This window comes from Streptomyces sp. NPDC059009 (assembly GCF_042740175.1).
Lineage (GTDB): Bacteria > Actinomycetota > Actinomycetes > Streptomycetales > Streptomycetaceae > Streptomyces.
Window position 1 is genome coordinate 152,667 of the sequence record NZ_JBHYJB010000017.1, and the last position, 19,396, is coordinate 172,062.

Below are 19,396 nucleotides of genomic sequence, written 5' to 3' on the forward strand. Positions count from 1 at the left end.
GTGCGTACCGCGCCGGACGGGTGCGGCGTAGCGTGACCGGATGGCATCCGAGAAGCGTGAGACGCCCGCAACGCCCCGCATCCCGCCGCAGCCCCCGCAGGAGTGGGCCGAGGAGCTGCGTGAGACGCTCACCGCCGATGTCAGCGGGCTCGGCCTGGGCCTCGCCACGCTCGGTGAGGCCCGCATCTTCTCGACGCTCGCCCGCCACCCTGAGCTCTTCCAGGTGTGGCTGCCGTTCGGGGTGAAGCTGACCGGCGGCGAACTGCCCGCCGCCGACCGCGAGTTGCTCATTCTCCGGGCGGCTCACAACTGCGCCTCCCCCTACGAGTGGGGCCACCACGCGCGGACCGCCGAGCGGGTCGGGCTCTCGGCGGCCGAGATCGCCCGCATCGCGGACGGTCCGGACGCCCCGGGCTGGAGCGAGCGGCAGGCGCTCCTGCTGCGGGCGGCGGACGAGCTGCACACCGCGGCCCGCATCTCGGAGGGGACCTGGCGGGGCCTGGCTCAGCTCCTCACCGAGCAACAGCTCATCGAACTCCCCATGCTGGTGGGCCACTACCACCTGATCGCCTTCACGCTGAACTCGCTGGGAGTCCAGCCGGAGGAGGGCCTGCCCCCGCTGCCGCCCGCCTGAGAGCGCGACGTCACACGTCCCGGCGGTCCACCGTCACCACCGCCAGGACCGCCGCCCCGAGCGCCCACAGCCCGAGCACCGTCCACGAACCGGCGATCGTCGCCGGATACGGGTCGGGCCGCATGAACTCGTTGGGTACGGCGACGAGTTGCTCCCAGGCGCCCATCGGTGTCGCGTGCCGCACCACGGCCGCCCAGTGGTACTTCCTGTCGTCGATGAACGACGGCAGCATGATCAGGCCGAGCGTCGTCACCGCCACGCTCCCCGCCCCGTGCCGCACCACCGAGCCGACGCCGAGCCCCGCGAGCGCGCACACCGGAGCGAGCAGCGCCGACGCGAGCACGACCCGCAGCGCCCCCGGTTCGCCGAGCGAGACCTCCGCGCCCCGCCGCGCGAGGATCGACTGCGTGGCCCAGAAGGACGCGAAGGAGCACACCGCCCCGTACGCCGTCATGACCCCCGCGACGACGGTGACCTTCGCGGCGACCAGCGAGCGGCGCGCGGGCACCGCCGCGAACGTCGTCCGCACCAGGCCCTGCGTGAACTCGCCGACCAGCACCATGGCCCCGACCCCGCACGCGACCAGCATGAGGACGGCCGTCGCCCCGTCGGTGAACGCGTCCCGCAGCGCCCCGGCCGGCACGAAGTCGGCACGCACGGCGGGCTCGTAGTGGGGCCAGTTCAGGTAGTCGGCGTACCCGGCGTTCGCGTTGAGGGCGACGACCACGAGGGTGGTGAGCCCGAGGCTCCAGGGCGTCGAACGCAGCGCCCACAGCTTGATCCACTCGGCGGCCAGGAGGTCGCGGAAGCGGGGGCGCGAGTCCTGGGCGCGGCCGGCGGCGGTCGGCGAGGTGAGACCGGACGTGGCGGTCATCGGTGGTCTCCGGCGGTGTACTCGACGCTCCCGGCGGTCAGGTGCATGAAGGCGTCCTCCAACGAGGCCGTACGAGAGGTCAGTTCATGCAGCGGCAGGCGGTGCTCGAGGGCCAGCTCACCGATCCGCGCGGCGCCGAGCCCCGTCACCCGCAGCGCCCCCTCGCCCGCGCCCCGCACCTGCGCGCCCGCGCCGGACAGCACCCCCGCGAGGGCCGTGGCCTCCGGCGAGCGCACCAGGACGTGCGTGCCCGTGGCGCGCGCCGCGAACTCCGCGACCGTCCCGGCGGCGATCAGCTCGCCGCGCCCGATCACGACGAGCCGGTCCGCGGTGTGCTCCATCTCCGCCATGAGGTGGCTGGAGACGAAGACCGTGCGGCCCTCGTCGGCGAGGCGCCGGAACAGGCCGCGCACCCACAACACCCCTTCCGGGTCGAGGCCGTTGACGGGTTCGTCGAAGAGGAGCACCGGAGGGTCGCCGAGCAGGGCGGCGGCGATCCCGAGCCGCTGCTTCATGCCGAGCGAGAAGCCCCCGATCCGGCGCCGCGCCGCGTGGGCGAGCCCCACCTCGTCGAGCACCTCGTCCACCCGGCGGCGCGGGAGGGCGTTGGTGCGGGCGAGGGCCGTGAGGTGGGCCCGCGCGGTGTGTCCCTGGTGCGCGTCGTGCGCGTCGAGGAGCGCCCCGACGTGCCGCAGGCCGCGCGGCCGGTCCCGGAACGGGCGGCCGTCGACCGTGGCGGAGCCGCCGGTGGGCGCGTTGAGCCCGAGGAGCAGCCGCAACGTGGTGCTCTTGCCCGCCCCGTTGGGCCCGAGGAAGCCGGTGACCTGCCCCGGGCGGACGGTGAAGGTGAGCCCGCTGACGGCGGTGGTCGGGCCGTAGCGCTTGGTGAGTTCCCTGACGTCGATCACGCGCTCCACGGTGTCGCGCGGCGCGGCCCGCGGGCATCGGGCCGTCGGCCACAACCGAGGGCGGTCGCGTACGACCACGGGCTTAATCCCCTGGTCTATCCCCTCTGACCAGCGGTTTGGCTACGATCGGCGCATGTCCGCCACGCTCCGTCCCCCGATATCCACGCGGCCGCCACCGGGCGTCAGAACGGCGCTCGCCTGGCTGGCCGCGCTCGCCTTCCCCGTCCTGGCGGGCTTCGCCGCGATTCTCAGCGAGGACAGCCCCAATGGACTGCAGCTGCTGGGGCCCGCGTTGGCCGCGGTGCTGACCTTCCCGCTGCTGCGCCGCCGCCCGCTGCCCGCCCTGCTCCTGCTGCTCGTGGGGGCGGCCGCCGCGACCCTCCTGGTGCCGGAACCCTCGTACTACAACGGGGTCGAGATGGTCCGTCAGGAGCGGACGGAGTGGTACGCGTACCCGCTGGCCCTCGCCGCCGACCTCGCCGTGGCCCACATCGCCGCCACCCGGCGCCGCTGGCTCTCCCTCACCGCGGCCGCCCTGACCTTTCTGAGCCAGGTCGGGACCGCCCTCGTCTACGCCCATGGGCCCAACGCGCAGGGCAGCAGCGCCCTGTTGCTGCTCCTCGCCGTGACGACGTCCTGGTTCGCCGGGGACGCGCGGCGCCAGCGCCGGGACCACGCCGAGACGCTGCGCGCCCAGGCCGTCGCCGCCGAACGGCTGCGCATCGCCCGGGAGTTGCACGACATGGTCGCGCACAGCATCGGCATCATCGCGATCCAGGCGGGGGTGGGGCGGCGGGTCATCGACACCCAGCCCGCCGAGGCCCGCGCCTCCCTGCGGGTCATCGAGGACACCAGCCGCGACACCCTGTCCGGGCTGCGCCGGATGCTGGGCGCCCTGCGCCGCGCCGAACCGGACGGCGGCGGCGCGGAGTCCGTCCCCCTCGACCCGACGCCCGGCCTCGCCGACCTGGACCGCCTCGTCGCCGCCGCGCGGGACGCCGGGGTCGAGGTCGACGTGCGGCTGTGGGGCGCCGGACCGGAGCGCGGACTCCCCGCGGAACTGGACCTGTCCGCGTACCGCATCGTCCAAGAAGCCGTCACCAACGTGGTGCGGCACGCGGGCACCGGCCGCTGCCGCGTCACCGTCGACCGGCGGGAGAAGGAGCTCGGCATCGAGATCACCGACGACGGCAGGGGCGGCGTCGTCTCCGGCTCGGGCTACGGCCTGGTCGGCATGCGCGAGCGAGTCGCCCTGCACGGCGGGGAGTTCACGGCGGGCCCGCGCCCCGAGGGCGGCTTCCGGGTGGCGGCGCTGCTGCCCGTACCGGTGGAGGTGACGCGATGAGCGGCAGGGACATGGAGGCCGATGAGGGCGCGGGGCGGCCCGTGCGCGTCCTCCTCGTCGACGACCAGCCCCTGGTCCGCAACGGCCTGCGCGTGCTCATCAACGACCACCCCGACCTGACGGTGGTGGGCGAGGCCGGGACCGGCGGCGAGGCGGTCGCGCTGGTCCGGGACACCGCGCCCGACGTCGTGGTGATGGACATCCGCATGCCCGGCATGGACGGCATCGAGGCGACCCGGCAGGTCACCGAGGGGCCGGCCCCGGCCCGCGTCGTCGTCCTGACGACGTTCGACGACGACGAGTACGTGTACGCGGCGCTGCGCGCCGGGGCCAGCGGCTTCCTCGTCAAGGACATGGCGCTCGACGACATCCTCGCCGCGATCCGCGTGGTCGCCGCCGGGGACGGCCTCATCGCGCCGAGCGTCACGCGGCGCCTCATCGAGGAGTTCGCGGCCCGCCCCGAGCCCGCGCCGCCGCGGCGCGGCCCCGGCGGCCCCGGCGGCCCCGGCGGGCTGGTCACGGAGAGGGAGCGCGAGGTGCTGACCCTCGTCGGCCGCGGCCTGTCCAACTCCGAGATCGCCGCGGAGCTGTTCATCACCGTCGCCACGGTCAAGGCGCACGTGGCCCGCCTGTTCACCAAGCTGGAGGCCCGTGACCGGGTCCAACTGGTCATCATCGCGTACGAGTCGGGGCTGGTCTCGGCGTCCGGCTGACCACTCGCCCATGGGCCGCCGACCGTCAGGAGGGCGTCGGGTACACGGTGTCCAGGAGGTCGCGTACGAATCGGTCGTCTCCCCGTCCGAGCCGTCCGCCCCGGTGGCCCTGGTCGGCGACGCGGCCCACGCCATGACCCCCAACCTCGGCCAGGGCGCCTGCACGGCGCTCCTCGACGCGGAGGCGCTCACGCGCGCGATCGCGGACCACGGCCCCGAGGGCCTGCCGGCCGCCCTGCGCGCCTACGACAAGGAACGCCGCCGCAGCGCCCAGCGGGTCGCGCTGGGGTCACGCACCCTGCACCGCTTCATGAGCGTGCGCCGCACGGGCCTGCGGAACGCGCTGCTGCGCACGCTGCCCGGCTGAGTGAGCAAGCGAGCGACGGACCGGCTCAGGTGCGGGGTTCGTCGGGCAGGAGCTGGCGCAGCATCGCCTCGAACTCGTCGGTCGTCGGCGGCTCGTCGGCCATGAGGGCCTGCAGCAGCAGACCGTCGTAGGCGTTGACGAAGACCCTGGCCCGCAGCGGGTCGTCGGTGAAGAGCCGGGCGAAGTCGTCGAGCGTCCGGTGCCAGAGGCGGGTCGGGCCGCGCAGGTCCGGCCGCCGGGAGGCGAGCAGGCAGAGTTCGAACTCGGCGAGCAGATGCCCGGGGCGCGACAGGATGTCCGTCATCAGGAGGGCGAGCTTGCGGCGCCGGTCGGTGCCGTCCGCGGGCGCCTCGGCGAGCGCGCGCAGCCGCTCCGCGTCCTCGTTCATGCACGTCGTGAGGGCCGCGGTCAGCAGGGCGTCGATGCTCTCGAAGTAGTAGGTGCTCGCGGTGACCGGGAGCCCCGCCTCGCGGCCGACGGTGCGATGGCTGACGCCCGAGGCGCCGTCGCGTTCGATCACGCGCAAGGTGGCCTCGATGAGTGCGCGTCGACGGCGTTCGCCCTTGGCCCGGCGGCCGTCGGTGATCGGCTCGTTCAGTGTGGATCTCCCGTCCGGTCGTGCTCACCGCGACGATACCCGGACGCCGGTGTCACCTGTCGGGCAGGTGACACCGGCGCGGAGCAACGGCTTCGGCCTCGTCCTCAGCCGCAGACCGCGAGGGTGTCCTGTGCCGGTTCCGCCTCTTGGGCGTCGGCGCGCGCGGTCTCCGTCGTGAGGTGCCGGTGGCCGAGCAGCGTCGTGAGCAGGGCGAGCGCACCCACGGTCACGGCCACCGTGAATCCCGCCCGCGTCCCGAAGGAGTCGACGACCTGTCCCGAGGCCGCGGCGCCGAGCGCCACCCCGACCTGGAGTCCCGCGATCATCCAGGTCATCCCCTCGGTGAGCTGGGAGGCGGGGGCGACCTTGGCCACGATGCCCATGACGGTCACCATGGTGGGCGCGAAGAACACACCCGCGAAGAAGACCGCCACGGACAGGGTCGCGATGCTGTTCACGACGAGGAACGGCAGCGTCGTCAGGGCGGTGCCGGTCACGCCGAGCAGCAGCAGCCGGGGCAGCGGAACGCTCAACTTCAGCGCCCCGAAGGCCAGTCCGGACAGGGCGGACCCGACGGCGTACACGGCGAAGACGATCCCCGCCGCCCCCTTCTGCCCCTGGTCGGCGGCGAAGGCCAGGCCCATCGTGTCGACGGTCCCGGCGATGGCACCGCCGAACATCAGAGTGAGGGCGGGCAGCAGGACGGCCCGTGACCTGATCACCGAGCGCCCGGTGGCGGGCCCGTCCGTGCGCACCGGCGGTTCGGTGCGCTTCTGCGGCACGAAGAGCAGCACCCCGACCGCGAGCAGGACCATCGCCACGATCGGCCCCGCCTCCGGGAACAGGGTGGTGCCCAGCATCACGGCGATGGCGGGTCCGATGATGTACGTGAGTTCGTCCACCACGGACTCGAGCGAGTACGCGGCGTTGAGCTGCGGCGAGTCGCGGTACAGATGGGTCCAGCGGGCCCTGACCATCGCGCCCATGCTGGGCATGAAGCCGGCCAGGAACGCGAAGACGAAGAGGGTCCACACGGGGGCGTCGTAGGACGCGCACAGCAGCAGCCCGCCGAGGGCGGCGACGCTCACACCGGTGGCGGGAAGCAGCACCCGCCCTTGGCCCAACCGGTCCACCACACGCGAGATCTGAGGGCCTATCAGCGCCATGGCCAGGGTGAACGTCCCGGCGACGGCGCCCGCGAGCGCGTACTGCCCGCGCAGTTCGGAGAGCATCGTGAGGATGCCCATGTGGGTCATCGGCAGCGGCAGCCGGGCGAGCAGACCGGCGGCGGAGAAGCCGAGGGTGCCGGGTGCGGCGAAGAGCCGGCGGTAGGGGTCAGCCATCGTCCGTCCCCTGGTCGAATGTGGGCAGCGGGAAGTGGTGCATGAGGGCCTCCGCGGCGCATCACGAGAAACTTGAACGAATGACTCAGTTTCTATCACGGGGTCCTGTCCCCTGCCGAGGGGGGCGTGCCCGGCGCCGAGCGAGAGCCGTGCCGGGGGGTGGGCGTGAACCCCACACCCCTGGCGCGCTTTGTGGGTTCCGGTGCCATAGGACCCGCGTACGGCCGTCCCTACGGTTTCCGCCATGACAAGCGCATTTCCCGAGGCCGGCTTCCTCACCGGCCGCACCGCCCTGGTGACCGGCGGCGGCAGCGGCATCGGCCGGGCCTGTGCCGCGGCCCTCGCCAAAGCGGGCGCCACGGTGCACGTGGTGGACGTGGACGCGACGGCGGCCAAGGCGGTGGCCGAGGAGACCGGTGGCCAGGCCCACGTCGCCGACCTCGCCGACCCCGCCGTCATCGGCCAACTCCCCGCCGCCGTCGACATTTTGGTCAACAACGCCGGATTCCAGCACGTCGCACCGCTCACGGACTTCCCGCCGGAGCGCTTCACCCTGATCCAGCGGGTGATGGTCACCGCGCCGTTCCTGCTCCTGCGCCACACCCTGCCGCACATGTACGCGGCGGGCTGGGGCCGCGTCATCAACATCTCCAGCGTCCACGGCGTGCGCGCCAGCGCCTACAAGAGCGCGTACGTCGCCGCCAAGCACGCCCTCGAAGGGCTCAGCAAGGTCGCCGCCGTGGAGGGTGCCCCGCACGGCGTCACCAGCAACTGCGTCAGCCCCGGCTACGTCCGCACCCCCCTCGTCGAGGGCCAGCTCCACGACCAGGCCACCGCCCACGGCATCACCCGCGACGCGGTCCTCTCCGACGTGCTCCTGACCCGCTCCCCGGTCAAACGCCTCCTCGAGGCGGAGGAGGTGGCCGCGGCGGCGCTCTGGCTGTGCGGCCCGCACTCCGGCTCCCTCACGGGCACGTCCCTGCCCCTGGACGGCGGCTGGACGGCCACCTGATCCCTGACCGCCGTCAGGCGGGACCCCGTTGTGGATCTCGCAATCCGGAGGGAAGCCGACGGACTAGCGACTCGTCCACCAGGCGGCCCCCGTGCAACTGGCGCCGGATACAAGGGTGAGCAGCCAAACGGGCACCCGCTGAACAGTCAAGTGCAGGCCGCCGATGCGGACTTCGACCTGTGGAGGCCGAGGCGGTGCGGGATTCTTTGAAGTCATAAACAGAGCGAAGCACAAGAAGCGCAATCAGAGGAAGGGTTTACAAACCCCTTCTCTGATAGATTTCCTTTTCCCCTCCTGGGGTGCCGAGCGGCTCTGATCAGGCGAATTAAATGGGGAATTGAGGCCGGAGCAATTTGATTTCTTGAACGATGTCCCATCGCCGGACGGCCATGCTCCGTGTCAGCCCTTTTCCCGCAATGGCCACGAGCAATCCTTCAGTTGGGCCGGTCTGCGCCGGTGTCTCTGCGAAGAGTTCTGCCTCCACACGCTCGCCGTCGAACACGCTGCTGCATGGCGTCCGTCGACATGAGCCGACCCGTAACTGTGGTGCTCCATCACATACGCCCCTGACCAGCGGATTCCTACGGTGTGACGGCACATCAACGTCCCCGCCAACCGCCCGGAAGTGGTGCCCATGTCCGCCACCGAAACACCGCCGCGCCGCATCGCCCGCATCGTCGGCGCCAGCCTCATCGGTACCACCGTGGAGTGGTACGACTTCTTCCTCTACGGCTCCGCCGCCGCCCTCGTCTTCAACACCCTCTTCTTCCCCGCGAGCGACCCCCTCACGGGCACCCTGATCGCCTTCGTCACCTATGCCATCGGCTTCGCCGCCCGGCCGCTCGGCGGGCTGGTGTTCGGGCACTTCGGGGACCGGGTCGGGCGCAAGAAGCTGCTGGTGGTGAGCCTGTTGATGATGGGCGGTGCCACCTTCGCGATGGGGCTGCTGCCCACGTACGACTCGATCGGCGTCGGTGCGCCGGTCCTGCTGACCGTGCTCCGGCTGATCCAGGGCTTCGCCCTGGGCGGCGAGTGGGGCGGTGCCGTCCTCATCGTGTCCGAGCACGGGGGCGCCAAGCACCGTGGTTTCTGGGCCTCTTGGCCGCAGGCCGGTGCCCCCGGCGGCAACCTGCTGGCCACCGGTGTGCTCGCGCTGCTCGCCGCCGTGCAGAGCGACAAGACCTTCGAGGCGTGGGGGTGGCGCATTCCGTTCCTGCTGTCGGGGGTGCTCGTCGGCATCGGGCTGTGGATCCGGGTGTCCGTGTCCGAGTCGCCGGTCTTTCTCGAGGCCCGGGCGAAGGCCGAGCGCGAGGCGGCCGCCGGGCTGCGGCAGGAAGCGCCCGTCGTGCAGGTGTGGCGGCGCAGTTGGCGCGAGGTGCTCGCCGCCATCGGGACCCGGTTCGGGGAGAACATCTCCTACTACATCCTCACCTCCTTCCTCCTCGTGTACGTCACCACGCATCTGGACCTGCCACGCGGCACCGCCCTCAACGCCGTACTCATCGGCTCCGCCGTGCACTTCGTGACCATCCCGCTGTGGGGCGCGCTCTCCGACCGGATCGGGCGCAGGCCCGTGTCGCTCATCGGCTCGGTGGGCATGGCCGGCTGGGCCTTCGCGTTCTTCGCGCTGCTCGACTCCAAGTCCTTCCCGGTGATCACGCTCTCGGTCACCGTGGGGCTGCTGCTGCACGGCGCCATGTACGGGCCGCAGGCCGCCTTCATCTCCGAGATGTTCGACACGAAGGTCCGCTACTCCGGCGCCTCGATGGGCTCCCAGCTCGCCTCGATCGTGGCCGGGGCGCTCGCGCCGATCATCGCCGTCGAACTCCTCAAGGACTACGACTCCTCGCTGCCCGTCGCCCTGTACGTGTCCCTGGCCGCGGTCGTCACCACCGTCACGGTCGTCGTCGCCAAGGAGACCCGGGGCCGCGACCTCGGCGACAGCGACCTGGGCACGGATCTACCGGAGGCGGCCGCCGTTGACGGGCAGGGCGCCGATCCCGTGCGGAACTGACCGCCCCCGCACCGGAGAAGATGTCCCCATGGCCCCCGCCGATGACAGACCCGCCCCCGCCGTCGCCGCCCTCCGCTCGCTGCTCGACCTGGTGGCGGCGGAGGCGCCCGCCGAGCGGTTCGCGCGCGTGGCCGCCGAGGCGCGGGCGGACGGGGCGCCGCCCGCGGACCTCGCCGTCGTCGAGGAGGCGACCCGCGTCGCCCTGGAGCTCGGCCGCACCCTCGCCCAGCGGCGCCGCCGCGAAGCCGAGCTGTCCGCCCTGTTCGACACGGCGGGGGACCTGGCGGCGCTCAGCGATCTGGACGCCGTGCTGCGCGCCATCGTCCATCGCGCCCGCACGCTCCTGGGCACCGACGTCGCCTACCTCACCCTCAACGACCCGGTCGCCAAGGACACGTTCATGAGCGTCACCGACGGCTCGGTGTCCGCGCGCTTCCAGCAGCTGCGGCTCGGCATGGGTGAGGGGCTCGGCGGTCTCGTCGCACAGACCGCCCGGCCCTACGCCTCCGCCGACTACCGCACCGACACCCGCTTCAAGCACACCGGGACCATCGACACGGCGGTGGGGGAGGAGGGGCTGCGCGCCATCCTCGGCGTGCCGCTGCGCGTGGGCCCCCGCGTCATCGGGGTGCTGTTCGCCGCCGACCGCACCCACCGCGACTTCCCGCCCGACGCCATCGCCCTGCTCTCCTCGCTCGCCGACCACGCCGCCGTCGCCATCGACGGCGCCCGCCTCCTCGACGAGACCCGCGCCGCGCTCGTCGAGCGGGGCGCGGCCAACGACACCGCCCGCGCCCACAGCGAGGCCCTGCGCCGCGCCGCCGACGCCCACGACCGGCTCACCCAACTCGTGCTGCGGGGAGGGGGAGTCGAGGACGTGGCGCGCGAGATCGCCGCGCTGCTCGGCGGCGGTCTGGCCCTGCACGACGCCGACGGCACCGAACTCGCCCGTACCAGCGGCGACAGCGGGACGCGTGCCGGCACCAGTGGCGGCAGTAGTACGAGTACCGGTACCGGCCCTCGTACTGCTGCGGTGCCGCCCAGCGCCGAGGGCATCGCCGTCTCGCGCCGCAGCGGGCAGGCCGTGCAGGCCGGGGACACCTGGGTGTACGCGGTCCTCGCGGGGCCCGAGCTCCTCGGCAGCCTCGCCCTGACCGGGCGGCCCGAACTCACCGCCGCCGACCGCCGGCTCTTCGAACGGGCCGGTCTGGTCGCGGCGTTGCTCCTGCTGCTGCGCCGCTCCGTCGCCGAGGCCGAGGACCGGGTGCGGGGCGACCTCCTCGACGACCTGCTCACCCCCGCGCCGCCCGGCGCCTCCCGCGACAGCGGCAGCCTCGCCCTGCGCGCCCGCCGGCTCGGCGTCCACCTCGGGCGGCCCCACCTCGTCCTCGCCCTCGACTGCGACCCCGACGTCAGGCCCCGCCTCGCCGCCGAGACCGCCCGCCGCGCCCGCGCACTCGGCGGCCTGGCCGGCACCCGCGACAGCCGCGTCGTCCTGCTCGCCCCGGCCCCCGACGACCCCGGCGCCCTCGCCCGTGAGCTCGCCCACGACCTGGGCCGCAGCGTGGGCTGCCCGGTGACCGTGGGCTCGGCGGGCCCCGCGACGGACGCCGCCCGGCTCCCGGCGACGCACCGCGAGGCCCACCGCTGTCTGGACGCCCTGCACGCCCTCGGCCGCACCGGGGACGGCGCGGGCCCCGAGGACCTGGGCTTCCTCGGCGTACTCCTCGGGGACCGCACCGACGTCACGAGCTATGTGCGACGGGTGCTCGGCCCGGTCCTCGACTACGACAGTCGGCGCGGCACCGACCTCATCCGCACCCTGGACGCCTACTACGCCCACGGCGCCAGCCTCGCCCAGGCCAAGGACACCCTGCACGTCCACGTGAACACGGTGGTGCAGCGCCTGGACCGGGTCGCGCAGCTCCTCGGCTGCGACTGGAACTGCCCGGAGCGCGCCCTGGAGATCCAACTCGCCCTGCGCCTGCACCGGTTGGGCCGCTGGTGAACGCGGGTGCCGGGCGGCCGCTCACCCCGTGAAGCGGCCGCTCACACCGTGAAGCGGTCCGGGTCCGCCGCCGTCCAGTCCGCGGCCCACGACGCGGGTGGGTCGGCCAGCAGCTGCCCCGGCTCCAGCCACTCGTAGAGCTCCGCGTACGACAGGACCTGGCCGGCCGCGCCGGTGCGGCGCAGCAGCAGGTGCGGGCGCAGCCCTTGCGGTCCATCGAGGCCCATGGCCGCCATGATCTGCTGTGCGCTGCGCACCGTCGCGGCCTGATAGCGGCGCACGCGCAGCGACTTGTCGGCGACGTCCAGGGCGCGGGCGCGCCGCGGGTCCTGGGTGGCGACGCCCACGGGGCAGGTGTTGGTGTGGCAGGACTGGGCCTGCACACAGCCGACGGCGAACATCATCGCGCGGGCGGCGTTGGTGAAGTCCGCGCCCTGGGTGAGGCGTTTGACGATGTCGGAGCCGGTGGCGACCTTGCCGCTCGCGCCGATCCGGATCCGTCCGCGCAGCCCGGTGCCGACCAGCGCGTTGTGCACGGTCATGAGGCCCTCGGTGAGCGGCGTGCCCAGGATGTCGGCGAACTCGAGGGGCGCCGCCCCGGTGCCGCCCTCCGCGCCGTCCACCACGACGAAGTCGGGGGTGACGCCCTCGTCGAGCATGGCCTTGCACAGCGCGAGGACCTGCAGGCGTGCGCCGACGCACAGCTTGATGCCGACCGGCCTGCCGCCCGCGAGTTCGCGCAGGCGGGCGATGAACAGGACGAGTTCGCGCGGGGTGGAGAAGACCTGGTGGTACGGGGGTGAGATCACCGCGCGGCCCTCGGGCACCCCGCGGACGGCGGCGATCTCGGCGTTCACCTTCGGCCCCGGCAGGACTCCGCCGATGCCCGGCTTGGCGCCCTGCGACAGCTTCAGGGACACGCACTTGACCTGGGGATGGGCGGCGACTTTCGCCTCGAACCGCGCGGCGTCGAAGCCGCCCTCGTCGGTGCGGCAGCCGAAGTAGCCCGTGCCGAGCTCCCAGATGAGGTCGCCGCCGTGGCGCAGGTGGTACTCGGAGAGCCCGCCCTCCCCGGTGTCGTGCGCGAAACCGCCGAGCGCCGCGCCCTTGTTGAGCGCCAGGATCGCGTTGGCGGAGAGCGCGCCGAAGCTCATCGCGGAGACGTTCAGGAGGGCCATGTCGTAGGGGCGGTCGCAGTCCGGGCCGCCGACCCGCACGGTGGGCGGGTCCTCGGGGACGGGGCGGGGCGCGATGGAGGGGACGAGGTACTCGTATCCCCGCTCGTACAGATCGCGCTCGCTGCCGAAGGGCTCCTCCGCCTCGATGCCCTTGGCGCGCTGGTAGACGGTGGAACGGACGTCCCGGTCGTAGGGGCGGCCGTCGTGGTTGCGCTCGATGAAGTACTGCTGGAGCTCGGGGCGGATGTCCTCCAGAAGGAAGCGGGCGTGCCCCAGGAGCGGGTAGTTGCGCAGGATCGAGTGGCGGCGCTGGAGCAGGTCCCAGCAGCCGAGCGCCGCCAGGGCCAGGGCGGGGGCGGCCGCGATCCACCACCACGGCGACACGGCCAGGGCGAGGACCAGGGCCGCCGCCGCCGGTGGCAGCACGGCGGCGAAGGCCGTGTACCGGGCGTAGCGCCCCACGGAGGCGCTGCTCAGGACTGGGGCCGCTTGCCGTGGTTGGCCGCGTGCTTGCGGCGGGCCTTCTTCTTGCGGCGACGCTTCGAGGACATGGACGCTTCTCCTCTCCCACCAGGACGTTCCGGGCGTTCTAGGATTTCGCCCGGATTTATCCCATTCATCCTGGCATGGGGTCGCGCGCCCGGCATGGGGGAGCGGCCTCGCTCAGGGGCGTTCCGGCACCAGCAGGCTCGCCGCGAAGCCGATGAACGCGACGCCGCAGACCTGCTCCATGCGGCGCCGGAACGCGGGGCGGCGGATCCGCTCTCCGAGCGCGGCGGCGGCGCCGGACACCACCCAGTACCAGAGGGCGAGTTCGGCCACGTCGATCACGGTCAGGAGCATGGTCGCGCCGAAGACCGGCTCGCCGCGCGGGATGAACTGCGGGATCAGGCTCATGTAGAAGATGCCCGCCTTGGGGTTCAGCAGGTTGGTGCCGAGCCCGGCCCGGAAGGCGGCCGCGCGCCCCGGCGCGACCTTCGGCGCCGCGGGTGCCCCCGCCGCCGGAGCCACGGCCGTGGCCTCTGCCTTCGCGCTGTCGCCCGTCGCCGTCTCGAACGCCTTCCGGCTCCGCGCCTGCCACAGGGCCGAGCCGCCCAGCCACAGCAGATACGCCGCACCGGCGATGCGCAGCGCGTCGTACGCCAGGTGCGAGGCGGTGAGCAGTGCGGTGATGCCGACCGCGGCGGCCACGCCCCAGGCGAAGCAGCCCGTGATGATGCCGAGCGCCGCCGCGTGCCCCGCGGCTTTCCCCTGCGCGATGGCCGTGCGCAGGACGAGCATCGTGTCGAGCCCCGGAGTGACGTTGATGAGCGCGGCGACTCCGGCGAAGGCAAGGGCTGAGGTGAGCATGCCGGGATGCTAATTCCGTGGACCGGCGGGCGACATCGAATACCGGCGGGCGACATCGAATAGGCGGCGCGCAAAAGGGGGCGGAGCGGGAGCCACCGCCCGGGCGGTGGCGAAGATCACGGGGGTCCGGAGGTGCGTTCCGCATATCGTGCGAGCGGCGCGCGACGAACCGAACGAGGAGACCTCAGCATGCGAACGACCGAGCCGAGGGGCGCCGTGCTGACCAGGGGCGATCTGGTGGAGGGCTGGCGCAGGGCCGGGGTCACGGAGGGCATGGACCTGATCGTGCACTCGTCCCTGTCGAGCCTCGGCCGCGTCGAGGGCGGCGCCGCCACGGTCGTCGACAGCCTGCGCACCGCGCTCGGTCCCACCGGCACGCTCGTCACGCCCGCCTTCACCTGGCAGGTCGCCGACCCCGACCCCGGGCACGTGGGCGTCCCGGACGCCGGGGTGCGCGAGCGGCGTGCGGCGGTGCCGCTGTTCCACCCGGACCTGGAGACCACCAGCATGGGCGCCGTGCCCGAGCTGGTGCGCGCCCTGCCGGAGAGCCTGCGCAGCTCCCACCCGCAGGCGTCCGTCGCCGCCGTGGGCGCCCGGGCCGCCGAGATCGTGGCCCGCCAGACGCTGGGCTTCGCCATCGGCCGCACCTCGCCCTTCGGCGCCCTGCACGACCTCGACGGCCACATCCTGCTGGTCGGTGTCGGCCACGACCGCAACACCTTCCTCCACTACGCCGAGACGCTCACGCCCCGCCCCCGCCTCAAGGTCCGCCGCTTCCCGCTGTCCGTGCACGGTGAGCGGGTCTGGACCGAGACCCTCGACGTCGGCAACGACAACGGCCGCCACTTCCCCGCGGTGGGCCGCGCCTTCGAGGAGTGGGCGGGGACCGAGGAGGTCATGGTCGGGGCCGCGGCGTGCCGACTGCTTCCGGTGCGTCCCCTGGTGGAGTTCGCGGTGCGCCGCCTCACCCAACTCCTGGCGGCCGACGAGGAGTTGAGCTAGGCCCCACCCGTGCCGTCCTGGCCGACGGCGTCCAGCGACGGGGCGATGACCGCGAAGGCCCGGTCGAGGAGCCCGGCCGGGTCCGCGTCGCCGTCGCTGCCGCTCCACCGCTGGAGCACGGCGTCGAAGGCGGACAGGGCCATTCCCGCGGCGAGTTGGGGGTAAAGGTCCGTCTCCGCATCGAGGCCGAGGCGGCGTGCGAGCTCGGCCGTCAGCTCGTCGCGCCACTGTGCCTGGCGCTCCAGGAAGCGGGCGCGCAGCGCGGGCGTGCGCAGGATCAGTTGGACCACGGGCAGCGCGCGCTCAAAGTGGTCGGCGGCGCAGGCGGCGAGCGGCACCTGGACGGCGTGGCGGAGCGCCGCCGAGGGCGGCTCGGCGGCGGGCCGTGCGGCCAGCTCGGTGGGGATCCCCGTGCCCAGGTCGGCCAGGAACTGGACGACCACCTCTTCCTTGGACGCGAAGTACCGGAAGAACGTCCGCTTGGAGACCCCGGCGGCGGCCACGATCTCGTCGACGGTGACGACGTCGAAGCCCTTGAGCGCCATCAACTGCAGGGCCGCTTCGGTCAGTTCGTCCGAGACGAGCTGGCGCTTGCGCTGGGCGAGGCTGCTCTGGGAGCGGCCGGTTTCCGGGCGTGGGGTCACGCCGTCATCGTACACGTCATGCCGCTGGCGACACTCAAAGACCTTCTTGACACCAAGTGCCACCAAAGGCAATCTGTGCCGCATGACGCAGCAGCAGCGCTGGACAGCCGAACAGATCCCGGACCAGAGCGGCCGGACCTTCCTGGTCACCGGGGCGAGCAGTGGCCTCGGACTCGCCACCACCAGGGAGCTAGCCCGCGCGGGCGGACACGTGATCCTCGCGGTGCGCGACGAGGCGAAGGGCCGCCGGGCCGTCGCGACCCTCGCCGCCGAGCAGCCGGACGCGCGCCTCGACACCCGTCTCGACGTGCGCCGCCTGGACCTGGCCGACCTCGACTCGATACGTGACTTCGCCGCACAACTCCACACCGAACGCGGCCGGTTGGACGTGCTCATCAACAACGCGGGCGTGATGGCCCTGCCCCGCACGCTGAGCCCACAGGGCCACGAGCTGCAGTTCGCGACCAACCACCTGGGCCACTTCGCGCTCACCGGGCTGCTGCTCGACCTGCTCGCCGCCGGGCGCGATCCGCGCGTGGTCACGATCAGTTCCGTCAACCACCGCCAGGCCGCCCTGCGCTTCGACGACCTCGACGGCGAGCGCCACTACAAGCCCATGGCCGCGTACAACCAGTCCAAGCTCGCCAACGCCGTCTTCGGCCAGGAGCTGCACCGGCGCCTCACCCCCGCGGCCAGCCCCGTGCGCAGCGTGCTCGCCCACCCCGGCTACACCGCGAGCAACCTCCAGCTGAACGGCCCGACCGGCCCGTGGCGGGTGCTCCTCGGCCGCATCGGCAACCCGCTGCTCGCCCAGCGCCCGGAGCGCGGCGCCCTGCCCCAGCTCTACGCGGCGACCGAACCAGGCGTACTGGGCGGGGAGTTCATCGGGCCCGACGGCCCGGCGGAGCTGCGCGGCGCCCCCACCCGCGTGCGTCTCGCCCCGGCGGCGGCCGACGCGGAGAACGGCCGCCGCCTGTGGGAGATCTCGGAACGGCGCACCGAGGTCCGGTACGGATTCCCGACCCCCGTGTGAGCCTGTGCGTGTGCGAGCTTCTAGCCGAGCGGGGTGTCCTGCGGGGCCACGATCCCGAACTCGGCCGCGAGGACACGGCGCACCTCGTCCCCGTCGGCCAGCTCCCGCTCCTTGCGCGCGCCGCTGTCCATGTCGGTCTCCACCAGGCTCCGCCCGGCCAGCGCCACGTGCCGGTCGGCGAACAGCCGTTGGGCGTGGAGACCGGTGGCGAAGGGGGAGCGGGGGTTGGTCGCGATGTGCCAGTTGATGACCTCGAAGTCGGGCGCGAGGAACGGCTCGACGGTGAAGGCGTACTGATCCTGCCAGCCGGACCCCTCGGCCTCGATCGCGTACGCCTGCAGCACCCACTGCGGCAACGGCCCGCCGTCCGGCCGCCGGACGAGCCGGTGGCGGCGCGCGCCGACGCGCACCTCCGCGTCCGCGACCAGCGGCATGGCCTCGACGATCGAACCGATCGAGCCGAAGCCGGCATCGGCGACGTACGGCTGCTCCTCCCCGGGGACGTCGACGAGGAGCAGCATGTGCGTACGCGGCCGCACCGCCCCGCGCGCCCCGACCAGGACGCGTGCGGTCAGCCGGGTCACGCCGAAGCCGAGGGCCTCAAGTGCCGTGGCGAACAAGGTGTTGTGCTCGTAGCAGTAGCCGCCACGCGCGCTCCGTACGAGCTTGGCCGTCAGGTCCGGCACGGCCAGGGACGGCGCCCGGCCACGGATCGGATCGAGGTTCTCGAACGGGATGGCGTGCAGGTGGGCGCCGTTGAGGTCGCGCAGGGCGGCGGCGTCCGCACCGTGCCCGCCGGGCCGGCCGACCCTGGCCAGATAGGCGTCCAGGTCGAACTCGGCGGTGCTGCTGGGGTCGTGAGGGGACATGGGGACGACCGTACACAGGCGTAACGAGCCACTTTTTCGGGAACTTGGGAATGTACGCCGTGCGATATTGCGCACACCGTACGGGATCCGTACGGTGTTCGAGACAGCACGCTCCGTGCACGCTCACCCCCGAGCGACAGCGCGCCCCCACGCCGCCGACCAAGGAGCAGCGATGACGACCTTCCGTGACCGCGACGCCGCCGACGCCCCGCGCCTGTCCGTCCTCAAGGGCGAGGGCCGCACGCCGGAACGGGACGACGCCGCCCCGCCCGCGCGCCCCTCGCGATGGCTGCGCGCCGTGCCGGAGGGGAGTGACGAGCCCGTGGCGGTGCGTAAAGAGGTGCGAACCGGGCGCGTGTGCCTCACATTCGATTACTGAGGGGCCTGTGCAGGGCCGGGTGCTGACGGACCGCTGAAAGGAACTGAGACCGCCCTCCCGGTTGCCGGGTACGGTCCGGTTACCGCGCAGCCCCTGCCCGAAAGGAGCTCTCGATGAGTGCCCTCGCGCTGTCGGTGCTGCTCTCCCTCGTCTCCGCCGTGGCCTACGCGGCGGGCGCCCTCCTCCAGGAGCAGGTGGCCGCGGCCAGTGCCGACCACGCGTACGCCCCGGTCCGCCGCCCGCGCTGGTGGATCGCCGTGGCGCTCAACGGGATCGGCGCCCTGCTGCACGTGACCGCGCTCGCCTGCGGGCCCCTCAGCCTGGTCCAGCCGCTCGGCGCCCTCACCATCGTCTTCGCGCTGCCGCTCGCCGCGCTCTTCCTGCGCCGCCCCGCCGGGGCCACCGCCTGGCGCGGCGCCGTCATGGCCACGGTGGGCCTCGCCGGGCTGCTCGCACTGACCGGCGCCGCCGACTCCGCCGCGCTGCGCGGCGCCGACCGGATCGTGGTCGCGCTGACCGCCTTCGCCGTCGTCGCGGCCCTCATGGTGTGCGCCCGCGCCGCGCACCGGCACCCCGTGGTGCGCGCCGCGCTCCTCGCGAGCGGCGCCGGGGTCGCCTTCGGCATGGCCTCCGTCTTCACCAAGAGCGTGGCCCTGGACTGGAGTTCGGCGGCGCTGCTCGGCCAGCTGCCCAGCCTCGCCGTCATCGCGGTGCTCGCCACCTGCGGGCTGCTCCTGTCGCAGGCGTCCTACCGCGGCGCCGGGCTCGCCGCGCCGCTCGCCGTCGTGACCGTCGTGAACCCGGTGGTCGCGGCCGTCGTCGGCCTCACCCTCTTCGGCGAGAGCTTCCGGTACGGGACGACGGGCACCCTCCTCGCCCTGGGCTGCGGCGTCGTCGCGGCGGGCGGACTGATCCTGCTGACCACGGAGCGCATCGGCCGCACCGAGCCCGTGCGCGCCGAGCCGCGCCCGGCCGTCCCCGTGGAGGGACCGCACCTCTCCGCGCTGCCGCGCCAGTCGCCCGTCGTGCGCCGCCACCTCGGTGCGACCAGGGCCGGAGAGGAGAGCGGCCGGGCCCGGCGCGGAGCCGCGGACAACCCCTTCGTGTCCCGCTGATCGCTCGCAT

General features: G+C 73.4%; 18 protein-coding genes and 1 pseudogene. 11 read left to right on the forward strand and 8 right to left on the reverse strand.

Features of this window, described 5'->3' with window-relative positions:
* Positions 1-40: 40 nt before the first annotated feature.
* Positions 41-634, forward strand: coding sequence for a carboxymuconolactone decarboxylase family protein (locus ACFWYM_RS19120; RefSeq protein WP_384837974.1), 594 nt, complete (start codon positions 41-43; stop codon positions 632-634).
* A gap of 10 nt (positions 635-644) precedes the next feature.
* Here ACFWYM_RS19120 and ACFWYM_RS19125 read toward each other — a convergent pair whose 3' ends face one another.
* Both ACFWYM_RS19125 and ACFWYM_RS19130 read right to left on the reverse strand, forming a co-directional pair.
* Complete coding sequence (locus ACFWYM_RS19125) at positions 645-1,508, reverse strand: ABC transporter permease (protein WP_384837978.1); 864 nt, start codon at positions 1,506-1,508, stop codon at positions 645-647.
* Positions 1,505-2,416 (reverse strand): ABC transporter ATP-binding protein, encoded by a 912-nt coding sequence (locus ACFWYM_RS19130; RefSeq protein ID WP_384837980.1) that lies wholly within the window; start codon positions 2,414-2,416, stop codon positions 1,505-1,507. Before ACFWYM_RS19130 ends, ACFWYM_RS19125 begins: the two co-directional genes overlap by 4 nt.
* Before the next feature lie 133 nt (positions 2,417-2,549).
* On the opposite strand from ACFWYM_RS19130, the gene ACFWYM_RS19135 reads away from it, so the two are divergent.
* The 3 genes and pseudogenes from ACFWYM_RS19135 to ACFWYM_RS19145 form a co-directional block, all read left to right on the forward strand.
* The gene (locus ACFWYM_RS19135) at positions 2,550-3,761 is read left to right on the forward strand and encodes a sensor histidine kinase (protein ID WP_384837983.1); all 1,212 of its coding nucleotides are present in this window, start codon (positions 2,550-2,552) and stop codon (positions 3,759-3,761) included.
* Entirely contained in the window at positions 3,758-4,474 is a 717-nt protein-coding gene (locus tag ACFWYM_RS19140) for a response regulator (RefSeq protein ID WP_384837986.1), read from the forward strand. Before ACFWYM_RS19135 ends, ACFWYM_RS19140 begins: the two co-directional genes overlap by 4 nt.
* Positions 4,475-4,535: 61 nt before the next feature.
* A pseudogene (locus tag ACFWYM_RS19145) lies at positions 4,536-4,841 on the forward strand (FAD-dependent oxidoreductase); the annotation flags it as partial.
* 25 nt (positions 4,842-4,866) lie between these two features.
* On the opposite strand, the gene ACFWYM_RS19150 reads toward ACFWYM_RS19145, so the two are convergent.
* On the reverse strand, positions 4,867-5,361 hold the full coding sequence (locus tag ACFWYM_RS19150; RefSeq protein ID WP_384838077.1) for a TetR/AcrR family transcriptional regulator: 495 nt from the start codon (positions 5,359-5,361) through the stop codon (positions 4,867-4,869).
* A 182-nt stretch (positions 5,362-5,543) separates the two neighbouring features.
* Entirely contained in the window at positions 5,544-6,782 is a 1,239-nt protein-coding gene (locus ACFWYM_RS19155) for an MFS transporter (RefSeq protein ID WP_384837989.1), read from the reverse strand.
* A 244-nt stretch (positions 6,783-7,026) separates the two neighbouring features.
* Between ACFWYM_RS19155 and ACFWYM_RS19160 the strand changes: the two genes are divergently transcribed.
* From ACFWYM_RS19160 to ACFWYM_RS19170, 3 genes are all read left to right on the forward strand, one after another.
* Entirely contained in the window at positions 7,027-7,794 is a 768-nt protein-coding gene (locus tag ACFWYM_RS19160; protein ID WP_384837992.1) for a 3-hydroxybutyrate dehydrogenase, read from the forward strand.
* A gap of 634 nt (positions 7,795-8,428) precedes the next feature.
* Positions 8,429-9,808: an MFS transporter gene (locus ACFWYM_RS19165; protein WP_384837995.1), complete on the forward strand. Its 1,380-nt coding sequence runs from the start codon at positions 8,429-8,431 to the stop codon at positions 9,806-9,808.
* Between the two features lie 28 nt (positions 9,809-9,836).
* A complete protein-coding gene (locus ACFWYM_RS19170; RefSeq protein WP_384837998.1) occupies positions 9,837-11,816 on the forward strand; it encodes a helix-turn-helix domain-containing protein in 1,980 nt (659 codons plus the stop codon).
* A 41-nt stretch (positions 11,817-11,857) separates the two neighbouring features.
* On the opposite strand, the gene ACFWYM_RS19175 is transcribed toward ACFWYM_RS19170, so the two are convergent.
* Both ACFWYM_RS19175 and ACFWYM_RS19180 read right to left on the reverse strand, forming a co-directional pair.
* The gene (locus ACFWYM_RS19175; RefSeq protein WP_384838079.1) at positions 11,858-13,420 is read right to left on the reverse strand and encodes an FMN-binding glutamate synthase family protein; all 1,563 of its coding nucleotides are present in this window, start codon (positions 13,418-13,420) and stop codon (positions 11,858-11,860) included.
* Between the two features lie 237 nt (positions 13,421-13,657).
* Complete coding sequence (locus ACFWYM_RS19180; RefSeq protein ID WP_384838001.1) at positions 13,658-14,344, reverse strand: LysE family translocator; 687 nt, start codon at positions 14,342-14,344, stop codon at positions 13,658-13,660.
* Positions 14,345-14,533: 189 nt separating this feature from the next.
* Between ACFWYM_RS19180 and ACFWYM_RS19185 the strand changes: the two genes are divergently transcribed.
* Complete coding sequence (locus ACFWYM_RS19185) at positions 14,534-15,346, forward strand: aminoglycoside N(3)-acetyltransferase (protein ID WP_384838003.1); 813 nt, start codon at positions 14,534-14,536, stop codon at positions 15,344-15,346.
* On the opposite strand, the gene ACFWYM_RS19190 is transcribed toward ACFWYM_RS19185, so the two are convergent.
* Complete coding sequence (locus tag ACFWYM_RS19190; RefSeq protein WP_384838006.1) at positions 15,343-15,990, reverse strand: TetR family transcriptional regulator; 648 nt, start codon at positions 15,988-15,990, stop codon at positions 15,343-15,345. The genes ACFWYM_RS19185 and ACFWYM_RS19190 overlap by 4 nt on opposite strands.
* Before the next feature lie 82 nt (positions 15,991-16,072).
* Here ACFWYM_RS19190 and ACFWYM_RS19195 point away from each other — a divergent pair, with 82 nt between their 5' ends.
* Positions 16,073-17,023, forward strand: a complete 951-nt coding sequence (locus ACFWYM_RS19195) for an oxidoreductase (RefSeq protein ID WP_384838009.1) — start codon at positions 16,073-16,075, stop codon at positions 17,021-17,023.
* A 20-nt stretch (positions 17,024-17,043) separates the two neighbouring features.
* On the opposite strand, the gene ACFWYM_RS19200 is transcribed toward ACFWYM_RS19195, so the two are convergent.
* Positions 17,044-17,892, reverse strand: a complete 849-nt coding sequence (locus tag ACFWYM_RS19200) for an arylamine N-acetyltransferase (RefSeq protein WP_384838012.1) — start codon at positions 17,890-17,892, stop codon at positions 17,044-17,046.
* A 172-nt stretch (positions 17,893-18,064) separates the two neighbouring features.
* Between ACFWYM_RS19200 and ACFWYM_RS19205 the strand changes: the two genes are divergently transcribed.
* Complete coding sequence (locus ACFWYM_RS19205; RefSeq protein ID WP_384838017.1) at positions 18,065-18,271, forward strand: hypothetical protein; 207 nt, start codon at positions 18,065-18,067, stop codon at positions 18,269-18,271.
* A 113-nt stretch (positions 18,272-18,384) separates the two neighbouring features.
* The gene (locus ACFWYM_RS19210) at positions 18,385-19,386 is read left to right on the forward strand and encodes a DMT family transporter (protein WP_384838020.1); all 1,002 of its coding nucleotides are present in this window, start codon (positions 18,385-18,387) and stop codon (positions 19,384-19,386) included.
* The last annotated feature ends 10 nt before the right edge of the window (positions 19,387-19,396 follow it).

Bases quoted from the DNA above. Each gene is read 5' to 3' on its own strand.
- ACFWYM_RS19120 (WP_384837974.1), top strand. From the start codon at position 41: ATGGCATCCGAGAAGCGTGAGACGCCCGCAACGCCCCGCATCCCGCCG.
- ACFWYM_RS19125 (WP_384837978.1), bottom strand. From the start codon at position 1,508: ATGACCGCCACGTCCGGTCTCACCTCGCCGACCGCCGCCGGCCGCGCC.
- ACFWYM_RS19135 (WP_384837983.1), top strand. From the start codon at position 2,550: ATGTCCGCCACGCTCCGTCCCCCGATATCCACGCGGCCGCCACCGGGC.
- ACFWYM_RS19140 (WP_384837986.1), top strand. From the start codon at position 3,758: ATGAGCGGCAGGGACATGGAGGCCGATGAGGGCGCGGGGCGGCCCGTG.
- ACFWYM_RS19155 (WP_384837989.1), bottom strand. From the start codon at position 6,782: ATGGCTGACCCCTACCGCCGGCTCTTCGCCGCACCCGGCACCCTCGGC.
- ACFWYM_RS19160 (WP_384837992.1), top strand. From the start codon at position 7,027: ATGACAAGCGCATTTCCCGAGGCCGGCTTCCTCACCGGCCGCACCGCC.
- ACFWYM_RS19165 (WP_384837995.1), top strand. From the start codon at position 8,429: ATGTCCGCCACCGAAACACCGCCGCGCCGCATCGCCCGCATCGTCGGC.
- ACFWYM_RS19170 (WP_384837998.1), top strand. From the start codon at position 9,837: ATGGCCCCCGCCGATGACAGACCCGCCCCCGCCGTCGCCGCCCTCCGC.
- ACFWYM_RS19180 (WP_384838001.1), bottom strand. From the start codon at position 14,344: ATGCTCACCTCAGCCCTTGCCTTCGCCGGAGTCGCCGCGCTCATCAAC.
- ACFWYM_RS19185 (WP_384838003.1), top strand. From the start codon at position 14,534: ATGCGAACGACCGAGCCGAGGGGCGCCGTGCTGACCAGGGGCGATCTG.
- ACFWYM_RS19195 (WP_384838009.1), top strand. From the start codon at position 16,073: ATGACGCAGCAGCAGCGCTGGACAGCCGAACAGATCCCGGACCAGAGC.
- ACFWYM_RS19200 (WP_384838012.1), bottom strand. From the start codon at position 17,892: ATGTCCCCTCACGACCCCAGCAGCACCGCCGAGTTCGACCTGGACGCC.
- ACFWYM_RS19205 (WP_384838017.1), top strand. From the start codon at position 18,065: ATGACGACCTTCCGTGACCGCGACGCCGCCGACGCCCCGCGCCTGTCC.
- ACFWYM_RS19210 (WP_384838020.1), top strand. From the start codon at position 18,385: ATGAGTGCCCTCGCGCTGTCGGTGCTGCTCTCCCTCGTCTCCGCCGTG.